The following is a 22,231-nucleotide window of genomic DNA, read 5'->3' as shown; positions in this document are numbered from 1 at the left end:
TCGTCTTCAATATAGTACGGAGAGGCCCGAAAATCCATCATGTTGCGGCATCCGGGCCAAGCCCAGGGACCAGGGCGCCGGGAGTCTGCACGCCCAAACCCATTTGCCTTGCCACTTTTTCCACGGCAATATGCCGGCAAAACAACCATAGGACGGGTCAAGACAATGGCTGCTCCCATCAAGTTCGGCGTTGGCCAAAGCGTGCTGCGCAAGGAGGATGACGCGCTCATCCGCGGCAAGGGCCGCTATACCGACGATTACGCGCCGCAGGCCGCGCTCCGCTGCTTGATGCTGCGCTCGCCGCATGCGCATGCCAAATACACCATCGATGCGAGCCGCGCCCGCGGGCTTCCCGGCGTCGCGCTGATCCTGACCGCCGACGACGTCAAGGATCTCGGCAATCTGCCCTGCCTGTTCAATCTCGAGACCGATCCGTTCACCGGCCCGCCTTACCCGATCCTCGCCAAGGACGAAGTGCGCCATGTCGGCGATTCCATCGCCTTCGTCGTCGCCGAGACCATCGATCAGGCCCGCGACGCGATCGAGGCGATCGAGGTCAAATGGTCGCCGCTGCCGGCGGTGACCGGCGTCGTCAATGCTGTGAAGAAGGGCGCGCCGCAGGTCTGGCCGGACAAGGCCGGCAACGTGCTGTTCGACGTCTCGATCGGCGACAAGGCCGCGACGGAAGCTGCCTTCGCCAAGGCGCATGCGGTGGCCGAAATCTCCATCGTCAATCCGCGCGTGGTCGCGAGCTTCATGGAGACGCGCGCGGCCGTCTGCGAATACGACGCCAAGCGCGACCATCTGACGCTGACGGTCGGCAGCCAGGGCAGCCACCGCCTGCGCGACATCCTCTGCCAGAACGTGCTCAACATCCCCACCGACAAGATGCGGGTGATCTGCCCGGACGTCGGCGGCGGTTTTGGCACAAAGCTGTTTCCGTACCGCGAATACGCCCTGATGGCGGTCGCGGCGCGCAAGCTGAAGAAGGCGGTGAAATGGGCGGCCGACCGCTCCGAGCATTTCATGGGCGATGCGCAGGGCCGCGACAACGTCACCACCGCGAAGATGGCGCTGGCCGAGGACGGCAAGTTTCTCGCCATGGATTGCGACCTGATGGGCGACATGGGCGCGTATCTGTCGACCTTCGGGCCCTACATCCCCCATGGCGGCGCCGGCATGCTGCCGGGCCTCTACGACATCCAGGCCTTCCACTGCCGGGTGCGCACCATCTTCACCCACAGCGTGCCGGTCGATGCCTATCGCGGCGCGGGCCGGCCCGAGGCAGCCTACGTCATCGAACGTCTCGTCGATGCCTGCGCGCGAAAACTCGACATGACGTCGGACGCCATCCGTCGCAAGAATTTCATTCAGCCGAAGGCGCTGCCCTACAAGACCGCGACCGGCAAGGTCTATGATTCCGGCGACTTCGCCGCGCATCTGAAGCGCGCGATGGAGATCGCCGAGTGGAAGGAATTTCCCAAGCGCGCCAAGGCGGCCAAGAAGGGCGGCCTGATCCGCGGCATCGGCCTTGCGAGCTATGTCGAGATTTGCGGCGTGATGGGTGAGGAGACGGCCAATGTCCGCCTCGATCCCAATGGCGACGTCACCGTCCTCATCGGCACACAGTCGAGCGGGCAGGGCCACCAGACCGCCTATGCGCAGATCGTCGCCGAGCAGTTCGGCGTCGCGCCCGAGCGCGTCCACGTCCGCCAGGGCGACACCGACGAGATCGCGACGGGCCTCGGCACCGGCGGCTCGGCCTCGATTCCCTCGGGCGGCGTCAGCGTCGAGCGCGCCACGCGCGAACTCGGCTCGAAGCTCAAGGAGATCGCGGCGCAGGCGCTGGAAGCCAGCGCCGGCGATCTCGAGATCACCGATGGCATCGTGCGCATCTCCGGCACCGATCGTTCGATCTCGTTCGCCGATCTCGCCAAGCGGCCCGGCGTCGATCCGTCGAAGCTCAACGGCAGCGCGACCTTCGCCAGCGCCGACGGCACCTATCCGAACGGCACGCATCTGGCGGAGGTCGAGATCGACCCGGCCACCGGCATCATCAAGATCGTCAACTACGTGATCGTCGACGATTTCGGCAAGACGCTCAATCCGCTGCTGCTGGCGGGCCAGGTCCATGGCGGCGCCATGCAGGGCATCGGCCAGGCCTTGATGGAGCAGGTGGTCTATGGGCCGACCGACGGCCAGCTCATCACCGCCACCTACATGGACTATGCGCTGCCGCGCGCGGCGGACGGTCCGTCTTTCGTGTTCGAGACCCACAATGTCCCCTGCAAGACCAATCCGCTGGGGGTGAAGGGGGCGGGCGAGGCTGGCGCGATCGGCTCCTGTCCGGCCATCGTCAACGCCATCGTCGACGCCCTCTGGCGCGAATACAAGATCGACCACATCGACATGCCGGCAACGCCGGAGCGGGTGTGGATCGCCATCAGCGAGCACCGTCGCCGCCACAGCCTCTGAACCCGATCTCCGCGCGCACGGGAATAAACGCGCCGCGCGGGGTTCTACCCATGATGGGTCCCGGCTTCACGTGAAGCCGGTGAAGTCTCATTCCCTGAACGTCTCGAGAGCCGGAGAAACGGACCAATGAAACGGACGATGATTGTCGCGGGCGCCCTCGTGCTCGGCGCGGGCGCCGTCATGGCGCAACAGGAGATTGCCGTCCAGCAGGACAATCTGATGCGCTCGATCGCCAAGAGCCAGTATGGCGTGATCCAGAAGATGACGAAGGGCGAGATCCCCTTCGACAAGAAGGCCGCCGATCAGGCCATCGCCAGCATCGAGGCCGATGTTGCCAAGATCGCAAAGACCTTCGAGGTCAATCCCAAGCAGGATGTCGTCAACGCGACTTATGGCGCCTCGCCGAAGGTCTGGCAGAACAAGGCCGATTTCGACTCCAAGATCCCGCCGGTGCAGAAGGCGATCGCCGACGTCAAGGGCAAGATCACCGATGTCGCGAGCCTGAAGGCCGCCTACACCTCGGTTAACGACCGCTGCAACGATTGTCACGAAACTTATCGGGTGAAGTTGAAATAACCGGGCGACGAGGCATCAGGAAAAAGGCGGTTGCGAAAGCAGCCGCCTTTTTTGTGTGGCTGCGACTCGCTGCGCGGTAGAATTTCTGTCCGCAAGGCCTGACGGATCGCTGTCGGAGCGGCTATCTTTGCGCCAACGGCCGTGCGCTGACACGAGTCGACGCATCCTTCTCCCGAAAGCCTCACGACGTCGGGAGTTCCAACGCGCGGCGGGCAGCTGAACCAACAGCGAGGCAGGCCATGGTAAAACCGTTCCCGTCGAAGACCCATATCGGCAACCATATGCTGCATCCGGAAACCCTGATGCTGACCTATGGCTATGATCCGCAATTGTCGGAAGGTGCGATCAAGCCTCCGGTGTTCCTGACCTCGACCTTCGTGTTCAAGACCGCCGAGGACGGGCAGGACTTCTTCGATTACGTTGCCGGCCGGCGCGAGCCGCCGGAAGGCATGGGCGCGGGCCTGGTCTATTCGCGCTTCAACCATCCCAACAGCGAAATCGTCGAGGACAGGCTCGCGGTCTATGAGCGCACCGAGAGCTGCGCGCTGTTCTCCTCGGGCATGGCGGCGATCGCGACCACGATTCTCGCCTTCGTCCGTCCCGGCGACGTCATCCTGCACTCCCAGCCGCTCTATGGCGGGACGGAGACGCTGCTGACGAACACGCTGGCGCGCCTGTCGATCGGCGCGGTCGGCTTTGCCGACGGCATCGATGAAGCATCCGTCAGGCAGGCCTCGGAGGAGGCGATGGGTAGGGGGCGGGTTTCGATGATCCTGATCGAGACCCCGGCCAACCCGACCAACGGCCTCGTCGACATCGCGATGATCCGCCGCATCGCCGATTCCGTCGGCAAGGCCCAGGGACACACGCCGATCATCGCCTGCGACAACACGCTGCTCGGGCCGGTGTTTCAGCGGCCGATCGAGCATGGCGCGGACCTGTCGCTGTATTCTCTGACCAAATATGTCGGCGGCCATTCCGACCTGATTGCGGGCGCCGCGCTCGGATCGAAGGCGATCATGAAGGGCATCAAGGCGCTGCGCGGCGCCATCGGCACCCAGCTCGATCCGCATTCCTGCTGGATGATCAACCGCTCGCTCGAGACGCTGAGCCTGCGCATGGAAAAGGCCGATGTGAATGCGCGCCTGGTGGCGAGCTATCTGCGCGACCACCCCAAGGTCGCCAGGGTGCACTATCTCGGTCATCACGAGCAGGACTCGCCCTCGGGGCGCGTGTTCGCGCGGCAATGCCTGGGGGCGGGATCGACCTTCTCGTTCGACATCATCGGCGGCAAGGAGGCGGCGGCGAAATTCCTCAACGCGCTGCAGATCCTCAAGCTGGCTGTGAGCCTTGGCGGCACCGAGTCGCTCGCGAGCCTGCCCGCAACAATGACCCATTCCGGCGTTCCCGCCGAGATCCGCCAAAAAATCGGCGTGCTCGATTCCACGATCCGGCTGTCGATCGGCATCGAGAACCCGTCGGATCTGATCGCGGATCTCGCGCAGGCGCTGAACGCGGCTTGAGCGGGGCGATCAAAGCGGATTGGACGCGCGGCATGCCGACATGATCGCCGCGGCAGCCTCGTTGCTCTGCGCGCCCGAGAGCTGCCGCACGAGGCAGATGTAATAGCCCTTGCTGGATTCATTCAGCAGGGAATCGCCGTTGACGACGAGCCAGTTGCAGGCGGAGCGGATGTACTGCACGGCAAGGGCCGACCGCGTATCGCGGATTGCGGACAGCTCGCACTGAGCCCGCTTCTCGATATCGCTCTGCGCGAGGACAGGTGCGGAGAAGGAAAGCAGCGCTCCGGCCACGATGAGGCCTGCCAGAACGTTTGAAGGCCTATACGCAGATCTTCTGATGCTGGCGTCATCGGGCCGATCGAGAACGCTGGAAACAAGCCGCACGGTGCTACTCTGGAGATTGATGGGGCCGAAGTTTACGGCGGAACGCGCGAGGCTGGCAAGGCACGAGCGTGGACATTGCCGGAGCCGCCTCCGCTGCAAATCGAAAAGGCCGGACGCTCCCTCCTTGCGTCCGGCCTTTCCGCGACGAAGCCGCGTTGTCGCTTTACTTCGTCACCCTATTTCATCACCCTATTTCGTCGCTCTATTTCGTTACTCTATTTCGTCACTTGGCCGCGGATCTCGCCGCCCGGGTTCGCCGCCGTGTGGATGTTGATGTAGTACTTGCCGCCGAGCAGGTCGGCGGCCTGCGCGTCGGTGAGCGTCGCTTCGCCCTTGACCGGGCTCGAGCCTGCATTGGCGATCGGGACTGCGACGCCGGCGTTCTTGCCGGCCTCGGCGGGGCCGTGGAAATGGGCGGCGGTGGCAGGACCGGAGAGCCCGGAATAGCTGACGGTCCACGACAGCTTCTTGCTGGCGGCGTCATAGTCGAGCTCGGCCGTTCCGGTGCCGCTGCTGGTGTTGGCGGGTACTTGGGATTTGCCGTCCAGCGTCGCCTTCAGTTTCTCCGCGCTGGCCGGGGCGGCGAACGCAACGGCAGCTCCGAGTGCCAGTGTGGCAAAAACGGCTTTTGTCATGGGTCTCTCCCTGTTGACGCCTGATTGCTGTGAACTTCCAAACAGTACGTCTTTCAGTTTATTCCCGCATGACAGCCGGACCATCTAAAATATTCGTGGCTGGATCGGGCGCGGCATGACCCTTAAGTTCGCGCGCTCACGATGGAATGATCGAATGCTGCGACGAACGCTTCTTGCCGCCCTGATCGCCGCCGTCGCGGCGTTCGGCCTCTATTGGTGGTTGACCGCCCCGGCGGCGCTGGCCCTGCCGGCACCGACACGCAGCCCCGATCTCGCCAACGGGCAGGAGATGTTCAACGCCGGCGGCTGCTCGTCCTGTCATGCGGTGCCCAACCAGCCCGATCGCCTGCGGCTCGGCGGCGGCCTGGCGCTCGGCTCGCCGTTCGGGACGTTCTACGTCCCCAATATTTCCCCCGATCCGACCGACGGGATCGGCCGGTGGAGCGAGGCCGATTTCGTCGACGCCGTGATGCGCGGCATCTCGCCCGAGGGCACGCATTACTTCCCGGCGTTTCCCTACACATCCTATCATCTGGCGAAGATCGACGACGTCCGCGATCTCTTCGCCTATCTGAAGACGCTGCCGCCGGTATCAGGCAGAGTGCGCGACCACGCGCTGCCGTTTCCGTTCAACATCCGCCGCAATGTCGGCATCTGGAAGCTGCTGTTCATGGACAGCGGGCGGTTCGTCGCGGACGCTGCACGCTCGCGGCAATGGAATCGCGGGGCCTATCTCGTGAACGGTTTCGGCCATTGCGCCGAATGCCACAGCCCGCGCAATCTGCTCGGCGGCATCGTCACGGCGCAGCGCTTCGCCGGCGGCCCCAATCCGGACGGGGAGGGCTGGGTGCCGAACATCACGCAGCAGGGCATCGGCAGCTGGAGCGAGAAGGATATCGCCGATTTCCTCGAGACCGGCGACATGCCCGAGGGCGACAGCGCCTCGGGCGCGATGCGGCCAGTGATCAAGAATCTAGCGCAGCTGACCGCGGAAGATCGCGCCGCGATGGCCGCTTATCTGAAATCGCTGCCCCCGGTGCAGGGACCGACACCGCCCAAGCGCAAGGAGGGCGGCTAGCTAGCCCGTGCCGAATGCCTTGAAGGTGATGATGGTGAGGGTGTCCTGGATGCCCGGCAGCACCTGCACCTTCTCGTTGACGAAGTGGCCGATGTCGGTGTCCTTGTCGACGTAGAACTTCACCAGCAAATCGTATTGGCCGGCGGTCGAGTAGATCTCGGAGGCGATCTCGGCTTCGGCGAGCGCATTGGCGACCGTATAGGACTGGCCGAGCTTGCATTTGATCTGGACGAAAAAGGGAACCATTGCAGTCACTCCGAAAGCGCATCTGGCGGCTAATAGGCCAAAACCGGGGTGGCTTGGCAAGCACACTTGCCGACCTGTCGTTGCCTGAAGGATCGGTCCTGCCCGGGATCGCCTCTAGGAGGGCAGGGGCGCGGCGGCGAACGCTTCCCTGAGCCGGCGGGCGAGCTCGGCATTGCGATAGGGCTTGGTCAGGACGATCGATTGGGCGTGCGCGCGGCCCTGCTCGACCAGGGTCTCCAGGGCGTAGCCGGACGAGAACACGACCGGCAGGCCGGGGCGGATGCGCCGGGCCTGGTCGGCGAGCTCCCAGCCGCTCATTCCGCCGGGCATCACGATGTCGGTGAACAGGAGGTCGATGGCCGGGTTGGTGCGAAGCAGCTGCAAGGCTTCCTTGCCGTTGACGGCCGAGATCACGCGATATCCCAGCGCTTCCACGCGCAGTGTGACGGAGGAGCGGACGAACGGGTCGTCCTCGGCGACCAGGATCGTTTCGTGGCCGCGGGGCGCGGCTTCCTCGCGCGCCGCGATGTCGGCGAGCGACTGCTCGCCGCCGGCATGCGGCAGGTAGATGCGGACCGTCGTGCCGAGACCCGGCTCGCTGTAGATCGAGACATGTCCGCCCGATTGCCTGGCGAAGCCATAGACCATGCTGAGTCCGAGGCCAGACCCCTTGCCGACCTCCTTGGTGGTGAAGAACGGCTCGAAGGCGCGCTCGATGACGTCAGTGGCCATGCCTTCGCCGTCATCGGTGACCGCGATCAGGGCGTAGCTGCCGGACTCCACCTCCGGATGCTGCATGCGATAGTGCTCGTCGATCGCCGTGAGCTCGGTGCTGAGGGTGAGATGCCCGCCTGATGGCATGGCATCCTGCGCGTTGAGCGCGAGATTGAGCACGGCGGATTCCAGCTGGGCGCGGTCGGCGAAGGCCAGGATGGAGCCGGCGCCGAACGCCGTCCTGATCTCGATGTTCTCGCGCAGGGTGCGCTTGAGCAGCTTGTGCATGGAGGTCAGGAGCTCGCGGCACTCGATCGCGCGGGGTTGCAGCAATTGGCGCCGGCTGAACGCCAGCAGCCGCTGCGTCAGCTCCGCGCCGCGTTCGCCCGACTGGCAGATGTCGTCGGCGAAACGGCGGAGGTCGGGACGGCCCTTGAGCTGCTCGCTGAGATATTCCGCGTTGCCGATGATGACGGTGAGCAGATTGTTGAAGTCGTGGGCGATGCCGCCGGAGAGCTGGCCGACCGTCTCCATCTTCTGCGCCTGCTGCAGCTGCTGCTCGGTCAGCTTGCGCCTGGTCAGGTCGTGAACGATACCGACATGGATCAGCTCGCCGTCCTGCCACGCTTGGCCCACCGACAGGTTCATCGGAAAGCTCGATCCGTCCTTGCGCAGGCCGACGGCTTCCCCTGTTGCGAAACGCTGCGCGCGACCGGTGGATGAGGGCCTCTCCTTGGACATCAGCATGCCGATGTCGCGGTTCATGACCTCGTCGGCGCGATACCCGAACAACCGCTCGCAGGCGGGATTGAACAGGAGAATGCGGGCTTGCGCGTCGAACAGGATGACGCCGTCGACCGCGGTGTCGACCACGGCGGTGAGGCGCGTCATGCTCTCGCGCAGCGCGCGCTGGGTTTCACTGACCTGGCCGAGCAGCTGCGCCGCATCCCGGTTCTTGCTCTCCTCCTCCTCGAGCGCGGCCTGGACCTGCCGGAGCTCGAACGGCGAGGGGATGCTCAGGATCTTCGGCAGCAGCGGCCAGAGCGCACCCGCGGTGAAGACCGATGCCACGGCGGTGAGCGCCTTGACGATGCCCTCGATGCCGTAGACCGGCACCCACAGCGTGTAGATCGACAGCACATGCGTCAGGCCAGAGGCCATGATGAAGACGGCGAACGCCCAAAACACCCATCCGAACTTGAGGTCGCGCCGTTTGGTGACGAGGATCGCAAGCGCGAACGGAATCGAGAAATACGCCAGCGCAATGCTGGCGTCCGAGACCACGTGCAGCCATATCAGCTCGGGCTCCCAGCGCAGGCAGATGCCGTGCGGGGAGAGCATCGAGGAGTCGAGGAGGCGTTCGAAATAGGCCCACATGATCGGTTCCCGAGAGGAGTTCGGGCCGAGGCTGGCCCGCAACATGGCGTTGTGGACGAATCCACGGGCCAACCTCTCATTCATCGGAATCGATGCCAAGGCCGGTCGATGCCGAGGTCATATTTTCGCGGAATGTGCACGATTGCGGGAAGACGGGCGGTCCGGGGGGCAGCCCTCCACCTGATTCGCTGGCCCATGGCCGGCCCGGCTTGCTGGCACGTCGGGGGCGCGCTAGGACAGGGCATGGCCGTGTCCTTCTCAAACGAACGTATCCGGCGATGACGACGCCCGTTGCGCTCACCATTGCCGGGTCGGATTCCAGCGGCGGCGCCGGCATCCAGGCGGATCTGAAGACCTTTGCCGCGCTCGGCGTCTATGGCGCCTCCGTGATCGCGGCGCTGACGGCGCAGAACACGCGCGGCGTCACCGGCATTCACGCCGTGCCGGCCGAGTTCGTCACCGCCCAGATCGATGCGGTGTTCTCCGACCTCGACATCGGCGCGGTGAAGATCGGCATGGTCGGCCAGGCCGACAGCATCGATGCGATCGCGGCGGCGCTGTCGCGCTGGGAGCCGCGCCACATCGTGCTCGATCCCGTGATGGTGGCGACCTCGGGCGATCGCTTGCTGGCGTCCGAAGCCGTCGACGCCTTGCGCACGAGACTGATGCCGCTGGCCTCTGTGATCACGCCGAACCTGCCGGAGGCCGCGGCTCTTCTCGGCGAGCACGTTGCGGCGAGCGAGGCCGAGATCGAGGCCCAGGGGCGGCGGCTGCTGGCGCTCGGCTGCCGCGCGGTCCTGATCAAGGGCGGGCACGGCGAGGGCGCCGAGAGCATCGACTATCTCGTCACCTCCGGACACACGACCGCGCTCGCCGCGCCGCGCATCGCAACCCAAAACACCCATGGCACCGGCTGTTCGCTGTCCTCAGCGGTCGCAGCGGGGCTCGCCAAGGGCGAGGATCTGGAGCTTGCCGTGCGCAACGCCAAGGCGTGGATCAGTGCAGCGATCGCGGCTGCCGACCGCTTCAGCGTCGGCCATGGCCACGGGCCGATCCATCATTTCCACAAATTTTACTGACGGCGTGCGTTCGCGCGGCGCAGTCGCGCCTCCGTTAACCAATAAGGCCATGCGGTTCCGTGGTTTTGCGGACACCGCTGCGGCGCCATGTCGCCTGATTGTCGCATGCGACTGATATTCGCGGGGAAGGGCGAGGCAAGGCGTGATTCGTATTTGAAGGTGCCTCAAGGGTTCAATCGGTCATCCCCCTGTCACGGGACATTGTTACAGGCTGGCGCATGGGAAGTTACGATGTGAGTGACGAGAGCCCGGAGCGGCGCTTTCGCACGTTGTTCATCTCCGACGTTCATCTCGGAGCCCGCGGTTCTCAAGCCGACCTTCTGCTCGACTTCCTGCGCTACCATGATGCCGACACGATCTACCTCGTCGGCGACATCGTCGACGGCTGGGCGCTGAAATCGAGCTGGCACTGGCCGCAGTCCCATAACGACCTCGTCCAGAAGCTTTTGCGCAAGGCGCGCAAGGGCGCCAAGATCATCTACATTCCCGGCAATCACGACGAGTTCCTGCGCAACTATTACGGCACGCATTTCGGCGGCATCGACGTGGTCGAGAACACCGTCCACACCGGCGTGGACGGCAAGCGCTATCTCGTCATCCACGGCGACATCTTCGATCTCGTGGTGCAGAACGCGCGCTGGCTCGCCCATCTCGGCGACAAGGCCTACGACTTCGCGATCCAGATGAATCGCTTCGTCAATTTCTTCCGGCGCATGTTCGGCGTGCCCTATTGGTCGCTGTCGCAATGGGCCAAGCAGAAGGTCAAGAACGCCGTCAATTATATCGGCGCGTTCGAGCAGGCGCTCGCCGCCGAAGCGCGGCGGCACGAGGCCGACGGCGTGATCTGCGGCCACATCCACTATGCCGTGATCCGCGACGAGGCCGGCATCCGCTACATGAACTGCGGCGACTGGGTGGAGAGCTGCACCGCCCTGGTCGAGCACGACGACGGCCATTTCGAGATCATCACCTGGGCGGACCAGTTGCAGAAGCCGGCACAAGTCCCGCAGGTCGCAGCGAGAGCTGCATAACAAGGGCCATTTGATGCGCATCCTGGTCGCGACCGACGCCTGGCACCCGCAAGTCAACGGTGTGGTTCGGACGCTGACCAAGCTGGCTGATGCCGCCAAGGGGCTTAACGTCGAAGGTCTTGGCGTTGAAGGTCTTGGCGTCGAGTTCACGTTCCTGACGCCGCAATCGTTCCGTACCTTTGCGATGCCGAGCTATCGCGACGTGCGCCTTGCGATGCCGCGTCCGGCGCGGATCGCGCGGCTGATCGAGGAGGCGCGCCCCGACAGCATCCACATCGCGACCGAGGGGCCGATCGGCCTGATGGTCCGCCGCTATTGCCGCCAGCGCAAGCTGCCGTTCACGACCAGCTTCCACACCCGCTTTCCCGAATATGTCCGCGCTCGCGTGCCGGTCCCGGGCTCGCTGATCTGGCGGGCGCTGCGCCGCTTCCATGCGCCAAGCCGCGCCGTGATGGCGGCGACGCCGGCGCTTGCACGTGAGCTGACCGAGCGCGGCTTCGACAATGTCGTGCTGTGGCCGCGCGGTGTCGACACCGGCCTGTTCCACCCCCGCGCAGTCGATCTCTGTCTGCCGGCGCCGGTGTTCCTGTCGGTCGGCCGCGTCGCGGTGGAGAAGAATCTCGAGGCCTTCCTCGACCTCGACCTGCCCGGCACCAAGGTGATTGTCGGCGACGGCCCGGCGCGCGCCGCGCTCGAAGAGGCCTATCCCGATGCGATCTTCCTTGGTGAGAAGCACGGCGAGGAACTGGCCGATATCTATGCCGCCGCCGACGTATTCGTGTTCCCCAGCAAGACCGACACGTTCGGCCTGGTGCTGCTGGAGGCGCTGGCGAGCGGCCTGCCGGTCGCGGCCTTCCCGGTGAAGGGTCCTCGCGACGTCATCGGCGATGCGCCGGTCGGCGCTCTCGATCACGATCTGCGCAATGCCTGCTTCGCCGCGCTCGGTGTCTGCCGGCAGGACTGCGTCGAATTCGCCGCCAACTACACCTGGGAGGCCTCGGCACGGGTCTTCATCGACAGCATCCAGGCGGTCGGGGCGGTGCTATCAGGCAGGAATGGGGCCGAGCCGGTTAGTTTCGTAGCCTGAAACCAGGGTTCATCGCGCGGAGGTGTCTTGCCCGCGCTCAGGCTGGCGCGATAAGTTTGGGCCATGACCGAACAGCTCCTTCCGATCGGCCCCGCCGACATCGATGCCGCAGCGCGCGTGATCGCGCCCTACGCCATCCGCACCCCGCTGTTGTCCTTTCCCGTGCTCAACGAGCGCGTCGGTGCCAAAGTGTTCCTGAAGCCGGAGATGCTCCAGCGCACCGGCTCCTTCAAGTTCCGCGGTGCCTTCAACAAGGTGTTCTCGATCCCGCAGGACAAGCGCGCCGGCGGCGTCGTCGCGTTCTCCTCCGGCAACCACGCCCAGGGCGTGGCGGCGGCAGCCAAGATCCTCGACATGCAGGCGACGATCGTGATGCCGGCGGATGCGCCGCTGTCGAAGCGCGAGCGCACCAAATCCTACGGCGCCGAAGTCGTGCTTTACGATCGCGACAAGGATGATCGCGAGGCGATCTCGCGCGGCATCGCCGAGAAGCGCGGCGCCACACTTGTAAAACCCTATGACGATCCCTTCGTGATCGCAGGGCAGGGCACCGCCGGCCGCGAGATCGCGGAAGACATGGCAACGCTCGGCCTCAGCCCCGATATCGTGGTGGCGCCGGCCTCCGGCGGCGGCCTGATCGCGGGCGTCGCGACCGCAGTGAAGGCGCGCTATCCGCAAGCCGAGATCGTGGTGGCCGAACCCGAGGCGTTCGACGATCACGGCATCTCTCTGACCGCCGGCCATCGCGAGCCGCATCCGCCCGCGGGCCGCACCATTTGCGACGCGCTGATGGCCTTGATGCCGGGCGAGATGACGTTTGCGATCAACAGCAAGCTGCTCGCGCGCGGCGTCACGGCATCGGACAAGGAAGTCGGTGCGGCCGTGGCGTTCGCCTATCGTGAGCTGAAGCTGGTGGTCGAGCCGGGCGGGGCGGTCGGCCTTGCCGCACTGCTTGCGGGCCGCCTCGATGTGGCCGGCAAGAACGTCGTCATCGTGCTCTCAGGCGGCAATGTCGACGCGGATCTGTTCGCCGAGCTGGTGGCCTAGCCGTCATTCCGGGCCTGCGCCTTGCGGCGCATCCCGGATTGACGACGTCCAATAGCTGACATGAAGAAAGGGCAGAGCGTTTCCGCTCTGCCCTTTGTTGTTGTACGGTTCGCCGCGATCAGTGCATGACGCCGCGGTGGTTGTTGCCGCCGCCCATGCTCGGGGCCTGGTTCATCGACTGGCGGAAGTTGTTGCCGCCGTTGCTGACCGTGCGATTGGTCGTGTTGAGCTGCGGCCGGTTGGTCTGCACGTTGTTCTGGACCTGCACCTTGTTCACCGGGTTGTTGTTGAGCTTCACGATGCCGGTGTTGCCGTTGTTGACGCGGATCGGGTTGTTCTGCGTCTGGACAGGCTTCACGTCGACAGTCGAGCCGCCCTTGCCGACATTGACCGGCATGCTCACGATCTTGCCCGGATTGCCGTTGGCGTTGCCGCCGTTCGGCTTGGTGTTGGTCACGGGCAGCGTCACGATCTTGCCGGTACCGCCCGTGTTGTTGGTCGCGTTGGTCGGCGCAGGCAGCGTGACGATCTTGCCCGGGGTCTGCGACGGCGAGCCGTTCGGCTGGTTGTTGCCCGCCGGCAGGTTGACGATCTGGCCGCCGGTACCGAGCTTGCCGATGACGCTGCCGTCGACCGGCTTCTGCACGACGGGCAGGTTGCCATTGACCTGTGCACCACCATTGCCCTGTATCAGCGGCATGTATTTGGGCTGGCCGAGATTGCCCATCTTGAAGACCGGGGCAATGTTCTGCGGCGCCAGGAACTTGGTCGGCTGCATCAGGGGGATCTGCTTCGGCTGGGCTGCGAGCTTCAGCGCGGACACGGCATAGGGGCTGGTGCCGTAGCTGTCGTAGAAGCTCTGGTAGCCGAGCGGCGAATTCGCCAGCACCGCCTTGTGCCAGGCCTGCGAGATCAGGAGGTTCGAGAGCAGCCAGCGGATGTGGTCGCACAGCGGGTCGTGCGGATACATCCGGATGAACTCCTGATAGTACTCCGGCCGGCCCTCGGACACGACGTAGTCATAGGCCTGGCGCGTCGAACGGCTCGGCAGGTTGGAGGCCATCTGCACCACGGGCGCATTCATCGGCGCGCGATTGGCGGCAACGGCGGTGTCGCCGAAGAAGGTGAAGTCGGACGTCAGCGAGGAGCTCTCCCACGGAATCTGCGCGCCGCTGGTGGTCTGGTTCACCTGGAGGCGCACGCGCTTGAACAGCTGCTCGATCGGCACGTTGGGCTCGCGCGCGACGTTGAGGAAGGCCTGCGTGTAGGGGCTGTGGCCGCCCGTGCCGTCGAGCGCTTCGGCGCCCGGTGCGGTCGAGTAGCCGACGATCGAGCCGTTCGGCGCATCGACGATGGCGAGGCCGCGGCCGGCGTCGTTGACGGACGGGAAGGGGTTGTTGCGGCAGGCATCGAGGATGACGATGCGCATGCGGCTCGGGATCGTCTCCAGCGTCGACATCACGTCGACCAGACGCACCGAATTGTTGACGAGCTCGGTCTGGCTGGACACCTTCGCATCGACCGGAACGAGATAGTTCTCGCCGGCGAGCTGCACGCCGTGACCGGCGTAATAGACCATCGCCACCGTGTTCGGACCGCGCGCGGACACTTTTGCGGAGAAGTCCTGCACGACGCGCAGCATGTCGTTCTGGCCGAGGTCGGTTGCCGAGACCACCTCGAAGCCGGCGGAGTTCAGGAACTGCGCCATCGACTGGGCGTCATTGTCGGGATTGGCGAGCTGCGGCGCGTTCTGGTAGTTCGAATTGCCGATCACCAGCGCCACGCGCTGCTCCGGCCCTTGCAATGCGGTTGGGGCCGGCTGGACCGGGGCGACTTGCGCGGAAACGGGGCCGCAGGCGAAGCCGAACAGGCTTCCCACGAGGCTAGCCGTCATCAGGAAAGGCTTTAGGCGGAACATGGCGTGCTCCTCTGGCACTGATCTCGATGCGAGATTGGTTGCAAGGCAGACTGGCCGCGTTCGAGTTCGGGGTCCGTGATCCCTGTCACCATGGTATGCTGCGTGATCTGAATCACGCTCGGAACCTGCTATGGTGAATGGCCGGTTCCGCCGGCGAAGAACATGCTTCGGGGGAAGTGCCGTCACATGCTGAAATCGATCGATCCGATCCTCACGCCCGACCTGCTCTGGCTGCTCGCCTCGATGGGCCACGGCGACGACCTCGTTTTCGTTGACGCCAATCATCCCGCGACCCGCATCGCGCAGAGCACGACATCGCAGCGCCTGATCCAACTGCCGGGCATGAGCATGGAGGTTGCCATCCGCGCCATCATGTCGGTCTATCCGCTCGACGATTTCGATCCGGATCCGGTGCGCGTGATGATGCCGGTGGACGATCCCGACCGCGTCCCCGACGTGCAGCGCGCGGTGCTGGCGGAGATCGCGCGCGCTGCCGGCCGCACTGTCACTCCCGGCAAGCTCTCGCGTCCGGATTTTTACCGCGCGGCGGCTGCGGGGTTTGGTGTCGTGCAGGTCGGCGACAGCAGGGGCTATGGCTGCTTCCTGATCCGCAAGGGCGTGATCTGAATCGCGATGAGAACGGTTATCGCGCTTCAGGCTGCCGTTTGAACATTTCTCCGCACTAGCCCCGCCCCACCAGATGAGCCGCCGAGCGCCAGGCGTGCTGCGACAGGGCTTCGAGGTTTCGCACCACCTCGACACGAAGCAGGGCGGCGTCGGCGGTCAGGGTTCCATTGGCCACCGCACCGAGCGTCGCACTGCGATGGATGCGCAGCATTTCGGCGAGCTGTGTCGTACAACGCTCGAGCTCGGCGATCGCCTCGTCGGGCGGGTCAGCGCGCGGACCGGCCATGGCGTCGCCGGCACGCGAGGCGGGTACGGCGTGCGGCGATCCATCGACGCGGGGCGGCGCCGCAACGCCGCGCGCAATCGCAGCCGCGCTTCGCATGATTTCGGCACATAGCTCTCCGGCGCGGATGTCCTCCGGTCCGCCTGCCGCCGAAGCGAAATTGTTTCCTCCACCTGCGAGGTCCGTCAGCCGCGACGCGTGGTCGAGGGCGTGCAGTGTGCTCGTCAGACGCTGTTGCTCGTCGTCGGTCTCAGGCGGTCCAGCTACATCCGACAGGAATATTTGTGCCTGGCGCACGGCATCGGCCGCCTCCTCTACGGATACAGCCTCCTTCCCCAGGCGTATCGATCCAGCGCGGCCGGTCAGTTTCGCCTCGACCGAACTGCACACCGTCAAGAGCACGCGCGCGATCGTGCGCCGTACCGCTTCCACTGCCACGACCGGGGTCCCAAGCGCCGAAGGATCGAGACATCGCGTCAGCGGCGAGCCGCGCTCGGGCAGAATCCGTTCGACCAGTCGCGTGAACGGATTGATCAGGGGCAGCAGGACCGCGACGCCGACGACGTTGAAGGCCGTGTGGTAGCCGGCCAGCAGCGTGACGCCGTCGATCGTGTCGGAGGCGCGCAGCAGCATCGGCGTTACCATGGGAAAAGCCACCAAAGCGATGAGTGCGGCAATCAGCTTGAAAAGAACGTAGGCGATGGCCAGCCGCTTTGCGGTCGGGCTCGCGCCGATCGCGGCCAGGGCGGAACTCGTCGCTGTTCCGATGTTCTGGCCGATGATCAGGGCGCAGGCCTGGTCCAACCCGATCGCGCCCGCGAAATAGGCGGACAGGGTCACCGCGATCGCGGCCGTTGACGATTGCATCAGCGCGGTCATGACCAATCCGATCACGACCAGCGCCAGCACGCCGAAGAGGCCCGACCACCATGGCACCCCGGGACTGCCGAGGACTGCGGGCAGGTCCGCCGGGTGCAATCGTTCAGCCAGCCCGCCCATGCCCTGCTGCAGGGTCGTCAAGCCGAACAGCACAAGTCCGAAGCCGGCGAGCGCGGCGCCGACCCCGGAGATTCGTCCTCTGCCGAGAAGCTTGGTCAGCGCGCCGACGAAGATCATCGGCAGCGCCGCGGCCGTGAGCGAGACGCGGACGCCGATCAGCGCGACCAGCCAGCCGGTCCCGGTGGTGCCGATATTCGCGCCGAAGACGAGGCTCAACCCTTGCTGGAAGGTCAAGAGGCCGGCGCTGACGAGACCGATCGTCGTCATGGTCGTTGCGCTGGAGGACTGCACCAGCAGCGTGACCACGGCCCCCCAAAACGAGCCAAGCAGCGGCGTCGACGCAGCCATGCCGAGCACCGTGCGTAGCGCAGAGCCGGCCAGCGTCTTCAGGCCCTCCGTCATCACGGTCATGCCGAGCAGGAAGAGACCTACCCCGCCGAGCGTCGAGATCGCCGTGGACATGTGTGCTCCTTCCGACAGGGCACCACGAATAGCGAAGCATATTGATCGAGGCGGCGCAAAGCCTCGCACTCGAATTTGAGTGGCCTTCTCGCATCCGCCTGTCTATGGTCGATCCATGTCTCGCCTTGTGTGTCTCTTCGTTGCTGTCATCCTGTCGCTGCTGCCCGCTGTCGCGCCCGCTGAGCCCGTGCAAAAGCGCCCCAAGCCGGTCTGGAAGGGCTACGGCTTCCTGCCGGGCTATCGTCAGCCGCTGAGCAACAGCATTCCGCTCTACAAGCAGAAGGACGCCATGCGGCGCCTCGCGCGGAGTGAACGCCGCCACTGGTACATCGACCCGGTTCCTCAGTATTACCGCTGGGATGGCGAGTGGCACTATTTCGGCCGCCCCGGCTTCGGCGGCGGCCGCTACAACGGCGGCAGCTTTGGCCCGTGCTGGACGCGGACGCCGATCGGGGCGGTGTGGAATTGCGGGTGATCGGCTGATCGCGCGGCGGCTAGGGGAAACTGCGGACGACCTCGATCAAGCCGACGATTGCGGCATTGAACGCATCGAGGTCCTCGGCCGGAATCCAGTACTCCAGATGTGAGCGTCCGCCCGCTTCCTGCACGTCGTATCTTTCGATGAAGCTGCGCTCGACCGCAAAGCGCGTCACGAAGCCCGAGCCGCTCGCCGGGACATTCCAGTCGCGCGCGATCTTGATTGCGTAGTCTTCCGTCAGCACCGGATAGAAGATCGGCTGGTCCGGCAGGCGCGGCGGAAATGCGCGCATGCCGGATTGCTCGATCAGCTCCAGCTCTTTCGGGCCGACGGGACGCCAGAGGATGAGGGTGTCTTCTGTGGGCATGGCTGCGATGATCGGGTTCTGCTGGCCCCTACATACACTGACGCGTCCCTCTACTCTATCGCCGTTGCGTGACGGAGTTGACTGTTTCGTCATTGCGAGCGTAGCGAAGCAATCCAGGAGTCTTTCCGCGGAGGGATTCTGGATTGCTTCGCTGCACTCGCAATGACGAGGCGGAGAGAGTGTAGTCTGTTACGAGAAGAACGCGATCTTCTCGGCCTGGGTCATGCGGCGGATGGGCGCGAGCGGGTCGTTGGCGGGCGCGCGGGGTTTTTGCAGGATGCCGCTGGCGAGGATGGTGGCGCCGAGCGAGGGCTCGGGGAGAGGCGAGGGCAAGGGCAGCGCCACGGTCGGCGCTGCGGCCAATGATGCGGTGGCTGCCATCGCCGGGGCCTGCTGCTCCATCACTTCGGCGGCGGCCTCCGCAATGGCGTCGGTGAGGCGTGCGAGCGAGTCCATCGCGATCGGTGCGTCGGCTACGGGCTCTTCCGCGACAGCGGCGACGACGGGCTCCGGTGCGACCGGCTCCGGAAGCTCGGCGGCGATCGGAGCTGCGGCATCAGCGGCCATCGGCTCCGGACTTGCGACGGCCATCTCGACCGGCTCGATGATCTCGTCGAACTCCGGATCGGGCGCAGCCATCTCCAGCGCGATGGCCTCGAGGATGGCCTCGTCCTCGGCTTCCGCGGCGGCGTCGAGCGCGAGCTCGTCGGCGGCTTCCGCGACCGCGGCGGGCTCCGCGGCCGGCTCTTCAAGAGCGACGTCTTCAACCGCGTTTTCGAGCGCGATCTCGCTGTCGGCAGCGATCACCGGCGCGACGGTCGCATCCATGGCCTGCTCGGCCGTTGCGAATGCTTCCGCGGTGCCGATTTCCTCTACCGCTGCTTCGGGCTCGTCAGCCACCGCGACGTCCTGCGGCGTCTCCGTAAAAGCCACGGGTGCTTCGCTCGCCATCTCGGCAGGCGTGACCTCTACAGGCGGAGCTTCCGCGACGGGAGGCGATGTGTCCTGCACCGGGGCCGGCGAGGGACGCTCCGCCTGCGGCGATGCACCGCCTTCGGTCTGCTCGATCCGTTCCCTGAGCAGATCGAATGCCGCCTTGAGCTCGACGCGGGGGTCGATGGTCGACATCTGTCCGCAGGCGGCCTCGATCGAGGCGAGCTGCGAATCAATGAGGTCGCAGATTCGCCCGTCGGCGCCGATCTCGCGCCAGCGCCAGGAGATCTCCTTGATGATGCGCACGCCGCGCGGGATCGGGGCGAGGCTCGCCTCGATCGCGGCGGGATCGAACGCCGCGAGCGCGATGGTCTCGGCCTCGCGGATGGCGCGGCGGATCTCGACCAGCGCCTCGGGCAGGCGGTCCTCGACGACGGGTTGCCGCTGTGCCGCAAGGGTTTCTTCGATTTTCGCGACCGCGTCCAGCACCATGCGGGTATCCGCATTGCGGTTGCGCTTGGCATATTCGCCGAGGAACCAGCGGCCGCGCGCGGTCTCCATGAAGGCTTCGCGGATCGCGTCGTAATCCTGCTCGTTCGGCTCGGCCGCGCGGGCAGACATGGGCGAAAGGGCGAATGCTTCGTTGGCCATGACAATCTCGTCGCGCAAATCAGTGCGCGTTACACTAACGATCACCACGATATCGACCGAATCGCAATTGGTTTGATGCAGTCCGAATCACAAATCCCCACGCCCGCCGCCGTGAAGCGGCGATTCGCCGTGAGCCTCGCCCTGTTCTATTCGGCACTGTTCGCGGTGTCGGGCACGCAGCTTCCGTTCTTCCCGGTCTGGCTGAAGGCAATCGGCATCGACGCGGCCTGGATCGGCCTCATCAATGCGCTGCCGGCGATCACGCGCTTCACCACGCTGCCGCAGATCACCGCCTTTGCCGAAAAGCGGCATGCCATTCGTGCCGGCATGATGCTGTCGGTGCTGGCGACCGCGATCGGCTTTGCGGCGGTGGGCTTGCAGCAGCAGCCGCTGGCGCTGTTCCTGATCTACGCGCTCACCTGCATGATGTGGACGCCGTCGACCCCGCTCACCGATGCCTACGCGCTGCGCGGCGTCGCCCGTTACGGTCTCGACTACGGGCCCTTGCGGCTGTGGGGCTCGGCGGCGTTCGCCGCCAGCTCGCTCGCCTGCGGCTATTTCGTCGACATCATCGCGGCGCGCGACCTGATCTGGGTGATCGTGGCCTGGGCGGTCGTTGCGGTGCTCGCCAGCCTGCTGCTTCAGCCGCTCGACGACATCAGGCGCAAGAGCGCCGGGACGCGCCCCGACACGGCGCTGCTGCGCGACGGCGGCTTCTGGGCACTCATCGCCTCGGCGGCGCTGATCCAGGGCAGCCACGTCGCCTATTACACCTTCTCGGCCATCAACTGGCAGCTCCATGGGATCAGTGGGCTGACGATCGCAGGGCTGTGGACGCTGGGCGTGATCGCCGAGATCGTCGTGTTCGCGCTGTCGCCGCGCTTCCTGCTGCATCCGTCCACGATGATGGCGATCGGGGGCTTAAGCGCCGTGGTGCGCTGGATCGTCACCGCCAACGAGCCGCCGCTCGCGCTGCTCGCGATCGTGCAGCTCGGCCATGGGCTCACCTTCGGCATGACCATCGTCGGCACCATGAACCTCTTGGTGCAGCGCGTGCCCTCGCATCAGCTCGCGCGGGGGCAGGGCTACTACGCCGCATGCAGCGGGCTCTTGGGCGCTGTGACCTCGATCGCGTCAGGCGCGATCTACGCCCGCATCGGCGATGGCCTGTACTACGTGATGGCGGCAATGGCCGCGGCCGGCGCGCTTGTGATCTGGTCGGCGCGGCACCGGCTCATAGCTCATCCCCAGAGCGAAGACTCCGGCGGATAGACCAGGCTGCCGTCATAGCGCAGGCCGTGATCGCGGTCGCGCGCCAGCAGCAGGGGACCGTCGAGATCGACGAAGCGCGCCTGCGGCGTCACCAGCATGGCGGGGGCCATCGACAGCGAGGTCGCGACCATGCAGCCGATCATGATCTCGAAGCCGAGCGCCTGCGCGGCGTCGGCCATCGCGAGCGCCTCTGTGAGGCCGCCGGTCTTGTCGAGCTTGATGTTCACGGCGTCGTAGCGCTCGCGCAGGGGCCCGAGCGAGGAGCGATCATGCACGCTCTCGTCGGCGCAGACCGCAAGCGGCCGCCGGATCCGCGCCAGCGCCTCGTCCTTGCCTGATGGCAGCGGCTGCTCCACGAGGGTAACGCCGGCGGCGGCGCAGGCGGCGAGATTGTGTTCCAGATTGGCTTCGGTCCAGGACTCGTTGGCATCGACGATCAGCTCGGACTCCGGAGCCGCCTTGCGCACGGCCGCGATGCGCTCCGGGTCGCCGTCGCCGCCGAGCTTGATCTTGAGCAGCGGCCGGTGCGCCGCTTTGGCGGTGGCCGCAGCCATGGCCTCGGGCGTGCCCAGCGAGATCGTATAGGCCGTGGTGCGCATCCCGGGCACCGGGCGATCGAGCAGGCTCCAGGCCCGCCGGCCGGCCGCCTTGGCCTCCAGGTCGATCAGGGCGCAATCCAGCGCGTTGCGGGCCGCGCCCGGGGGCATGGCGGCCTGCAGGGCCTGCCGGGTCAGGCAGCCGGCGACGGCCGCCTGCATGGCCTCAATGGCGGCAAGGGTCGCCTCGGGTGTCTCGCCATAACGGGGATAGGGCACGCATTCGCCGCGGCCGGTGAGGCCGTTCCGGCTCACTTCGGCCACAACCGTGACGGCCTCGGTCTTGGCGCCCCGGCTGATCGTGAAGCTGCCGGCGATGGGAAAGCGCTCGATTCGCGCCCGAAGTGCCGGAACTTTGCTGGAAGTCATTTTGAACTCTGGCGAAATCTGAAC

General features: G+C 65.7%; 20 protein-coding genes. 11 read left to right on the top strand and 9 right to left on the bottom strand.

Annotated features, from left to right (window positions below):
* Window positions 1-165: 165 nt before the first annotated feature.
* The 3 genes from ACVJ19_RS37205 (at window position 166) to ACVJ19_RS37195 (ending at window position 4,574) form a co-directional block, all read left to right on the top strand.
* Entirely contained in the window at window positions 166-2,475 is a 2,310-nt protein-coding gene (locus ACVJ19_RS37205; protein ID WP_453954002.1) for a xanthine dehydrogenase family protein molybdopterin-binding subunit, read from the top strand.
* 126 nt (window positions 2,476-2,601) lie between these two features.
* Window positions 2,602-3,051, top strand: a complete 450-nt coding sequence (locus ACVJ19_RS37200) for a c-type cytochrome (RefSeq protein WP_453954001.1) — start codon at window positions 2,602-2,604, stop codon at window positions 3,049-3,051.
* Window positions 3,052-3,290: 239 nt separating this feature from the next.
* Window positions 3,291-4,574 carry a cystathionine gamma-synthase family protein gene (locus tag ACVJ19_RS37195; protein ID WP_453953999.1) on the top strand — a complete coding sequence of 428 codons (1,284 nt, stop codon included), beginning with the start codon at window positions 3,291-3,293 and terminating at the stop codon, window positions 4,572-4,574.
* 9 nt (window positions 4,575-4,583) lie between these two features.
* On the opposite strand, the gene ACVJ19_RS37190 is transcribed toward ACVJ19_RS37195, so the two are convergent.
* Window positions 4,584-4,865 (bottom strand): VF_A0006 family four-cysteine protein, encoded by a 282-nt coding sequence (locus ACVJ19_RS37190; protein WP_453953998.1) that lies wholly within the window; start codon window positions 4,863-4,865, stop codon window positions 4,584-4,586.
* A gap of 308 nt (window positions 4,866-5,173) precedes the next feature.
* Window positions 5,174-5,593, bottom strand: coding sequence for a CHRD domain-containing protein (locus tag ACVJ19_RS37185; protein ID WP_453953997.1), 420 nt, complete (start codon window positions 5,591-5,593; stop codon window positions 5,174-5,176).
* Between the two features lie 154 nt (window positions 5,594-5,747).
* Between ACVJ19_RS37185 and ACVJ19_RS37180 the strand changes: the two genes are divergently transcribed.
* On the top strand, window positions 5,748-6,671 hold the full coding sequence (locus tag ACVJ19_RS37180) for a c-type cytochrome (RefSeq protein WP_453953996.1): 924 nt from the start codon (window positions 5,748-5,750) through the stop codon (window positions 6,669-6,671).
* Here the strand turns inward: ACVJ19_RS37180 and ACVJ19_RS37175 are convergent, their stop codons facing one another.
* Both ACVJ19_RS37175 and ACVJ19_RS37170 read right to left on the bottom strand, forming a co-directional pair.
* Window positions 6,672-6,917 carry an Lrp/AsnC ligand binding domain-containing protein gene (locus ACVJ19_RS37175; protein ID WP_018642903.1) on the bottom strand — a complete coding sequence of 82 codons (246 nt, stop codon included), beginning with the start codon at window positions 6,915-6,917 and terminating at the stop codon, window positions 6,672-6,674.
* 114 nt (window positions 6,918-7,031) lie between these two features.
* Window positions 7,032-9,008 carry a PAS domain S-box protein gene (locus tag ACVJ19_RS37170; RefSeq protein WP_453953995.1) on the bottom strand — a complete coding sequence of 659 codons (1,977 nt, stop codon included), beginning with the start codon at window positions 9,006-9,008 and terminating at the stop codon, window positions 7,032-7,034.
* Window positions 9,009-9,286: 278 nt separating this feature from the next.
* Here ACVJ19_RS37170 and thiD point away from each other — a divergent pair, with 278 nt between their 5' ends.
* From thiD to ACVJ19_RS37150, 4 genes are all read left to right on the top strand, one after another.
* Window positions 9,287-10,087 (top strand): bifunctional hydroxymethylpyrimidine kinase/phosphomethylpyrimidine kinase, encoded by an 801-nt coding sequence (gene thiD, locus ACVJ19_RS37165; RefSeq protein ID WP_453953994.1) that lies wholly within the window; start codon window positions 9,287-9,289, stop codon window positions 10,085-10,087.
* A gap of 218 nt (window positions 10,088-10,305) precedes the next feature.
* Window positions 10,306-11,118 carry a UDP-2,3-diacylglucosamine diphosphatase gene (locus tag ACVJ19_RS37160; RefSeq protein WP_183240050.1) on the top strand — a complete coding sequence of 271 codons (813 nt, stop codon included), beginning with the start codon at window positions 10,306-10,308 and terminating at the stop codon, window positions 11,116-11,118.
* A gap of 13 nt (window positions 11,119-11,131) precedes the next feature.
* Window positions 11,132-12,205, top strand: a complete 1,074-nt coding sequence (locus ACVJ19_RS37155) for a glycosyltransferase family 4 protein (RefSeq protein ID WP_453953993.1) — start codon at window positions 11,132-11,134, stop codon at window positions 12,203-12,205.
* A 63-nt stretch (window positions 12,206-12,268) separates the two neighbouring features.
* Window positions 12,269-13,252 carry a threonine/serine dehydratase gene (locus tag ACVJ19_RS37150; protein WP_453953992.1) on the top strand — a complete coding sequence of 328 codons (984 nt, stop codon included), beginning with the start codon at window positions 12,269-12,271 and terminating at the stop codon, window positions 13,250-13,252.
* Between the two features lie 118 nt (window positions 13,253-13,370).
* Here the strand turns inward: ACVJ19_RS37150 and ACVJ19_RS37145 are convergent, their stop codons facing one another.
* Window positions 13,371-15,170 carry a caspase family protein gene (locus ACVJ19_RS37145; protein WP_453953991.1) on the bottom strand — a complete coding sequence of 600 codons (1,800 nt, stop codon included), beginning with the start codon at window positions 15,168-15,170 and terminating at the stop codon, window positions 13,371-13,373.
* Between the two features lie 186 nt (window positions 15,171-15,356).
* Between ACVJ19_RS37145 and ACVJ19_RS37140 the strand changes: the two genes are divergently transcribed.
* Entirely contained in the window at window positions 15,357-15,797 is a 441-nt protein-coding gene (locus tag ACVJ19_RS37140; RefSeq protein ID WP_453953990.1) for an RbsD/FucU family protein, read from the top strand.
* A 55-nt stretch (window positions 15,798-15,852) separates the two neighbouring features.
* Here the strand turns inward: ACVJ19_RS37140 and ACVJ19_RS37135 are convergent, their stop codons facing one another.
* Window positions 15,853-17,541, bottom strand: coding sequence for a Na/Pi cotransporter family protein (locus ACVJ19_RS37135; protein WP_453955281.1), 1,689 nt, complete (start codon window positions 17,539-17,541; stop codon window positions 15,853-15,855).
* A gap of 115 nt (window positions 17,542-17,656) precedes the next feature.
* On the opposite strand from ACVJ19_RS37135, the gene ACVJ19_RS37130 reads away from it, so the two are divergent.
* The gene (locus ACVJ19_RS37130) at window positions 17,657-18,016 is read left to right on the top strand and encodes a hypothetical protein (RefSeq protein ID WP_026311971.1); all 360 of its coding nucleotides are present in this window, start codon (window positions 17,657-17,659) and stop codon (window positions 18,014-18,016) included.
* Between the two features lie 19 nt (window positions 18,017-18,035).
* Here the strand turns inward: ACVJ19_RS37130 and ACVJ19_RS37125 are convergent, their stop codons facing one another.
* Together ACVJ19_RS37125 and ACVJ19_RS37120 are read right to left on the bottom strand one after the other, a co-directional pair.
* A complete protein-coding gene (locus tag ACVJ19_RS37125) occupies window positions 18,036-18,386 on the bottom strand; it encodes an ADP-ribosylation/crystallin J1 (protein ID WP_453953989.1) in 351 nt (116 codons plus the stop codon).
* Between the two features lie 189 nt (window positions 18,387-18,575).
* Window positions 18,576-19,970 (bottom strand): hypothetical protein, encoded by a 1,395-nt coding sequence (locus tag ACVJ19_RS37120; protein WP_453953988.1) that lies wholly within the window; start codon window positions 19,968-19,970, stop codon window positions 18,576-18,578.
* Window positions 19,971-20,045: 75 nt separating this feature from the next.
* Here ACVJ19_RS37120 and ACVJ19_RS37115 point away from each other — a divergent pair, with 75 nt between their 5' ends.
* The gene (locus ACVJ19_RS37115) at window positions 20,046-21,242 is read left to right on the top strand and encodes an MFS transporter (RefSeq protein ID WP_453953987.1); all 1,197 of its coding nucleotides are present in this window, start codon (window positions 20,046-20,048) and stop codon (window positions 21,240-21,242) included.
* On the opposite strand, the gene dgcA is transcribed toward ACVJ19_RS37115, so the two are convergent.
* The gene (dgcA, locus tag ACVJ19_RS37110) at window positions 21,212-22,207 is read right to left on the bottom strand and encodes an N-acetyl-D-Glu racemase DgcA (RefSeq protein ID WP_453953986.1); all 996 of its coding nucleotides are present in this window, start codon (window positions 22,205-22,207) and stop codon (window positions 21,212-21,214) included. The genes ACVJ19_RS37115 and dgcA overlap by 31 nt on opposite strands.
* Window positions 22,208-22,231 lie beyond the last annotated feature (24 nt).

Source organism: Bradyrhizobium sp. USDA 376 (genome assembly GCF_054063675.1).
This window is presented reverse-complemented; position numbering and strand designations above follow the sequence as displayed.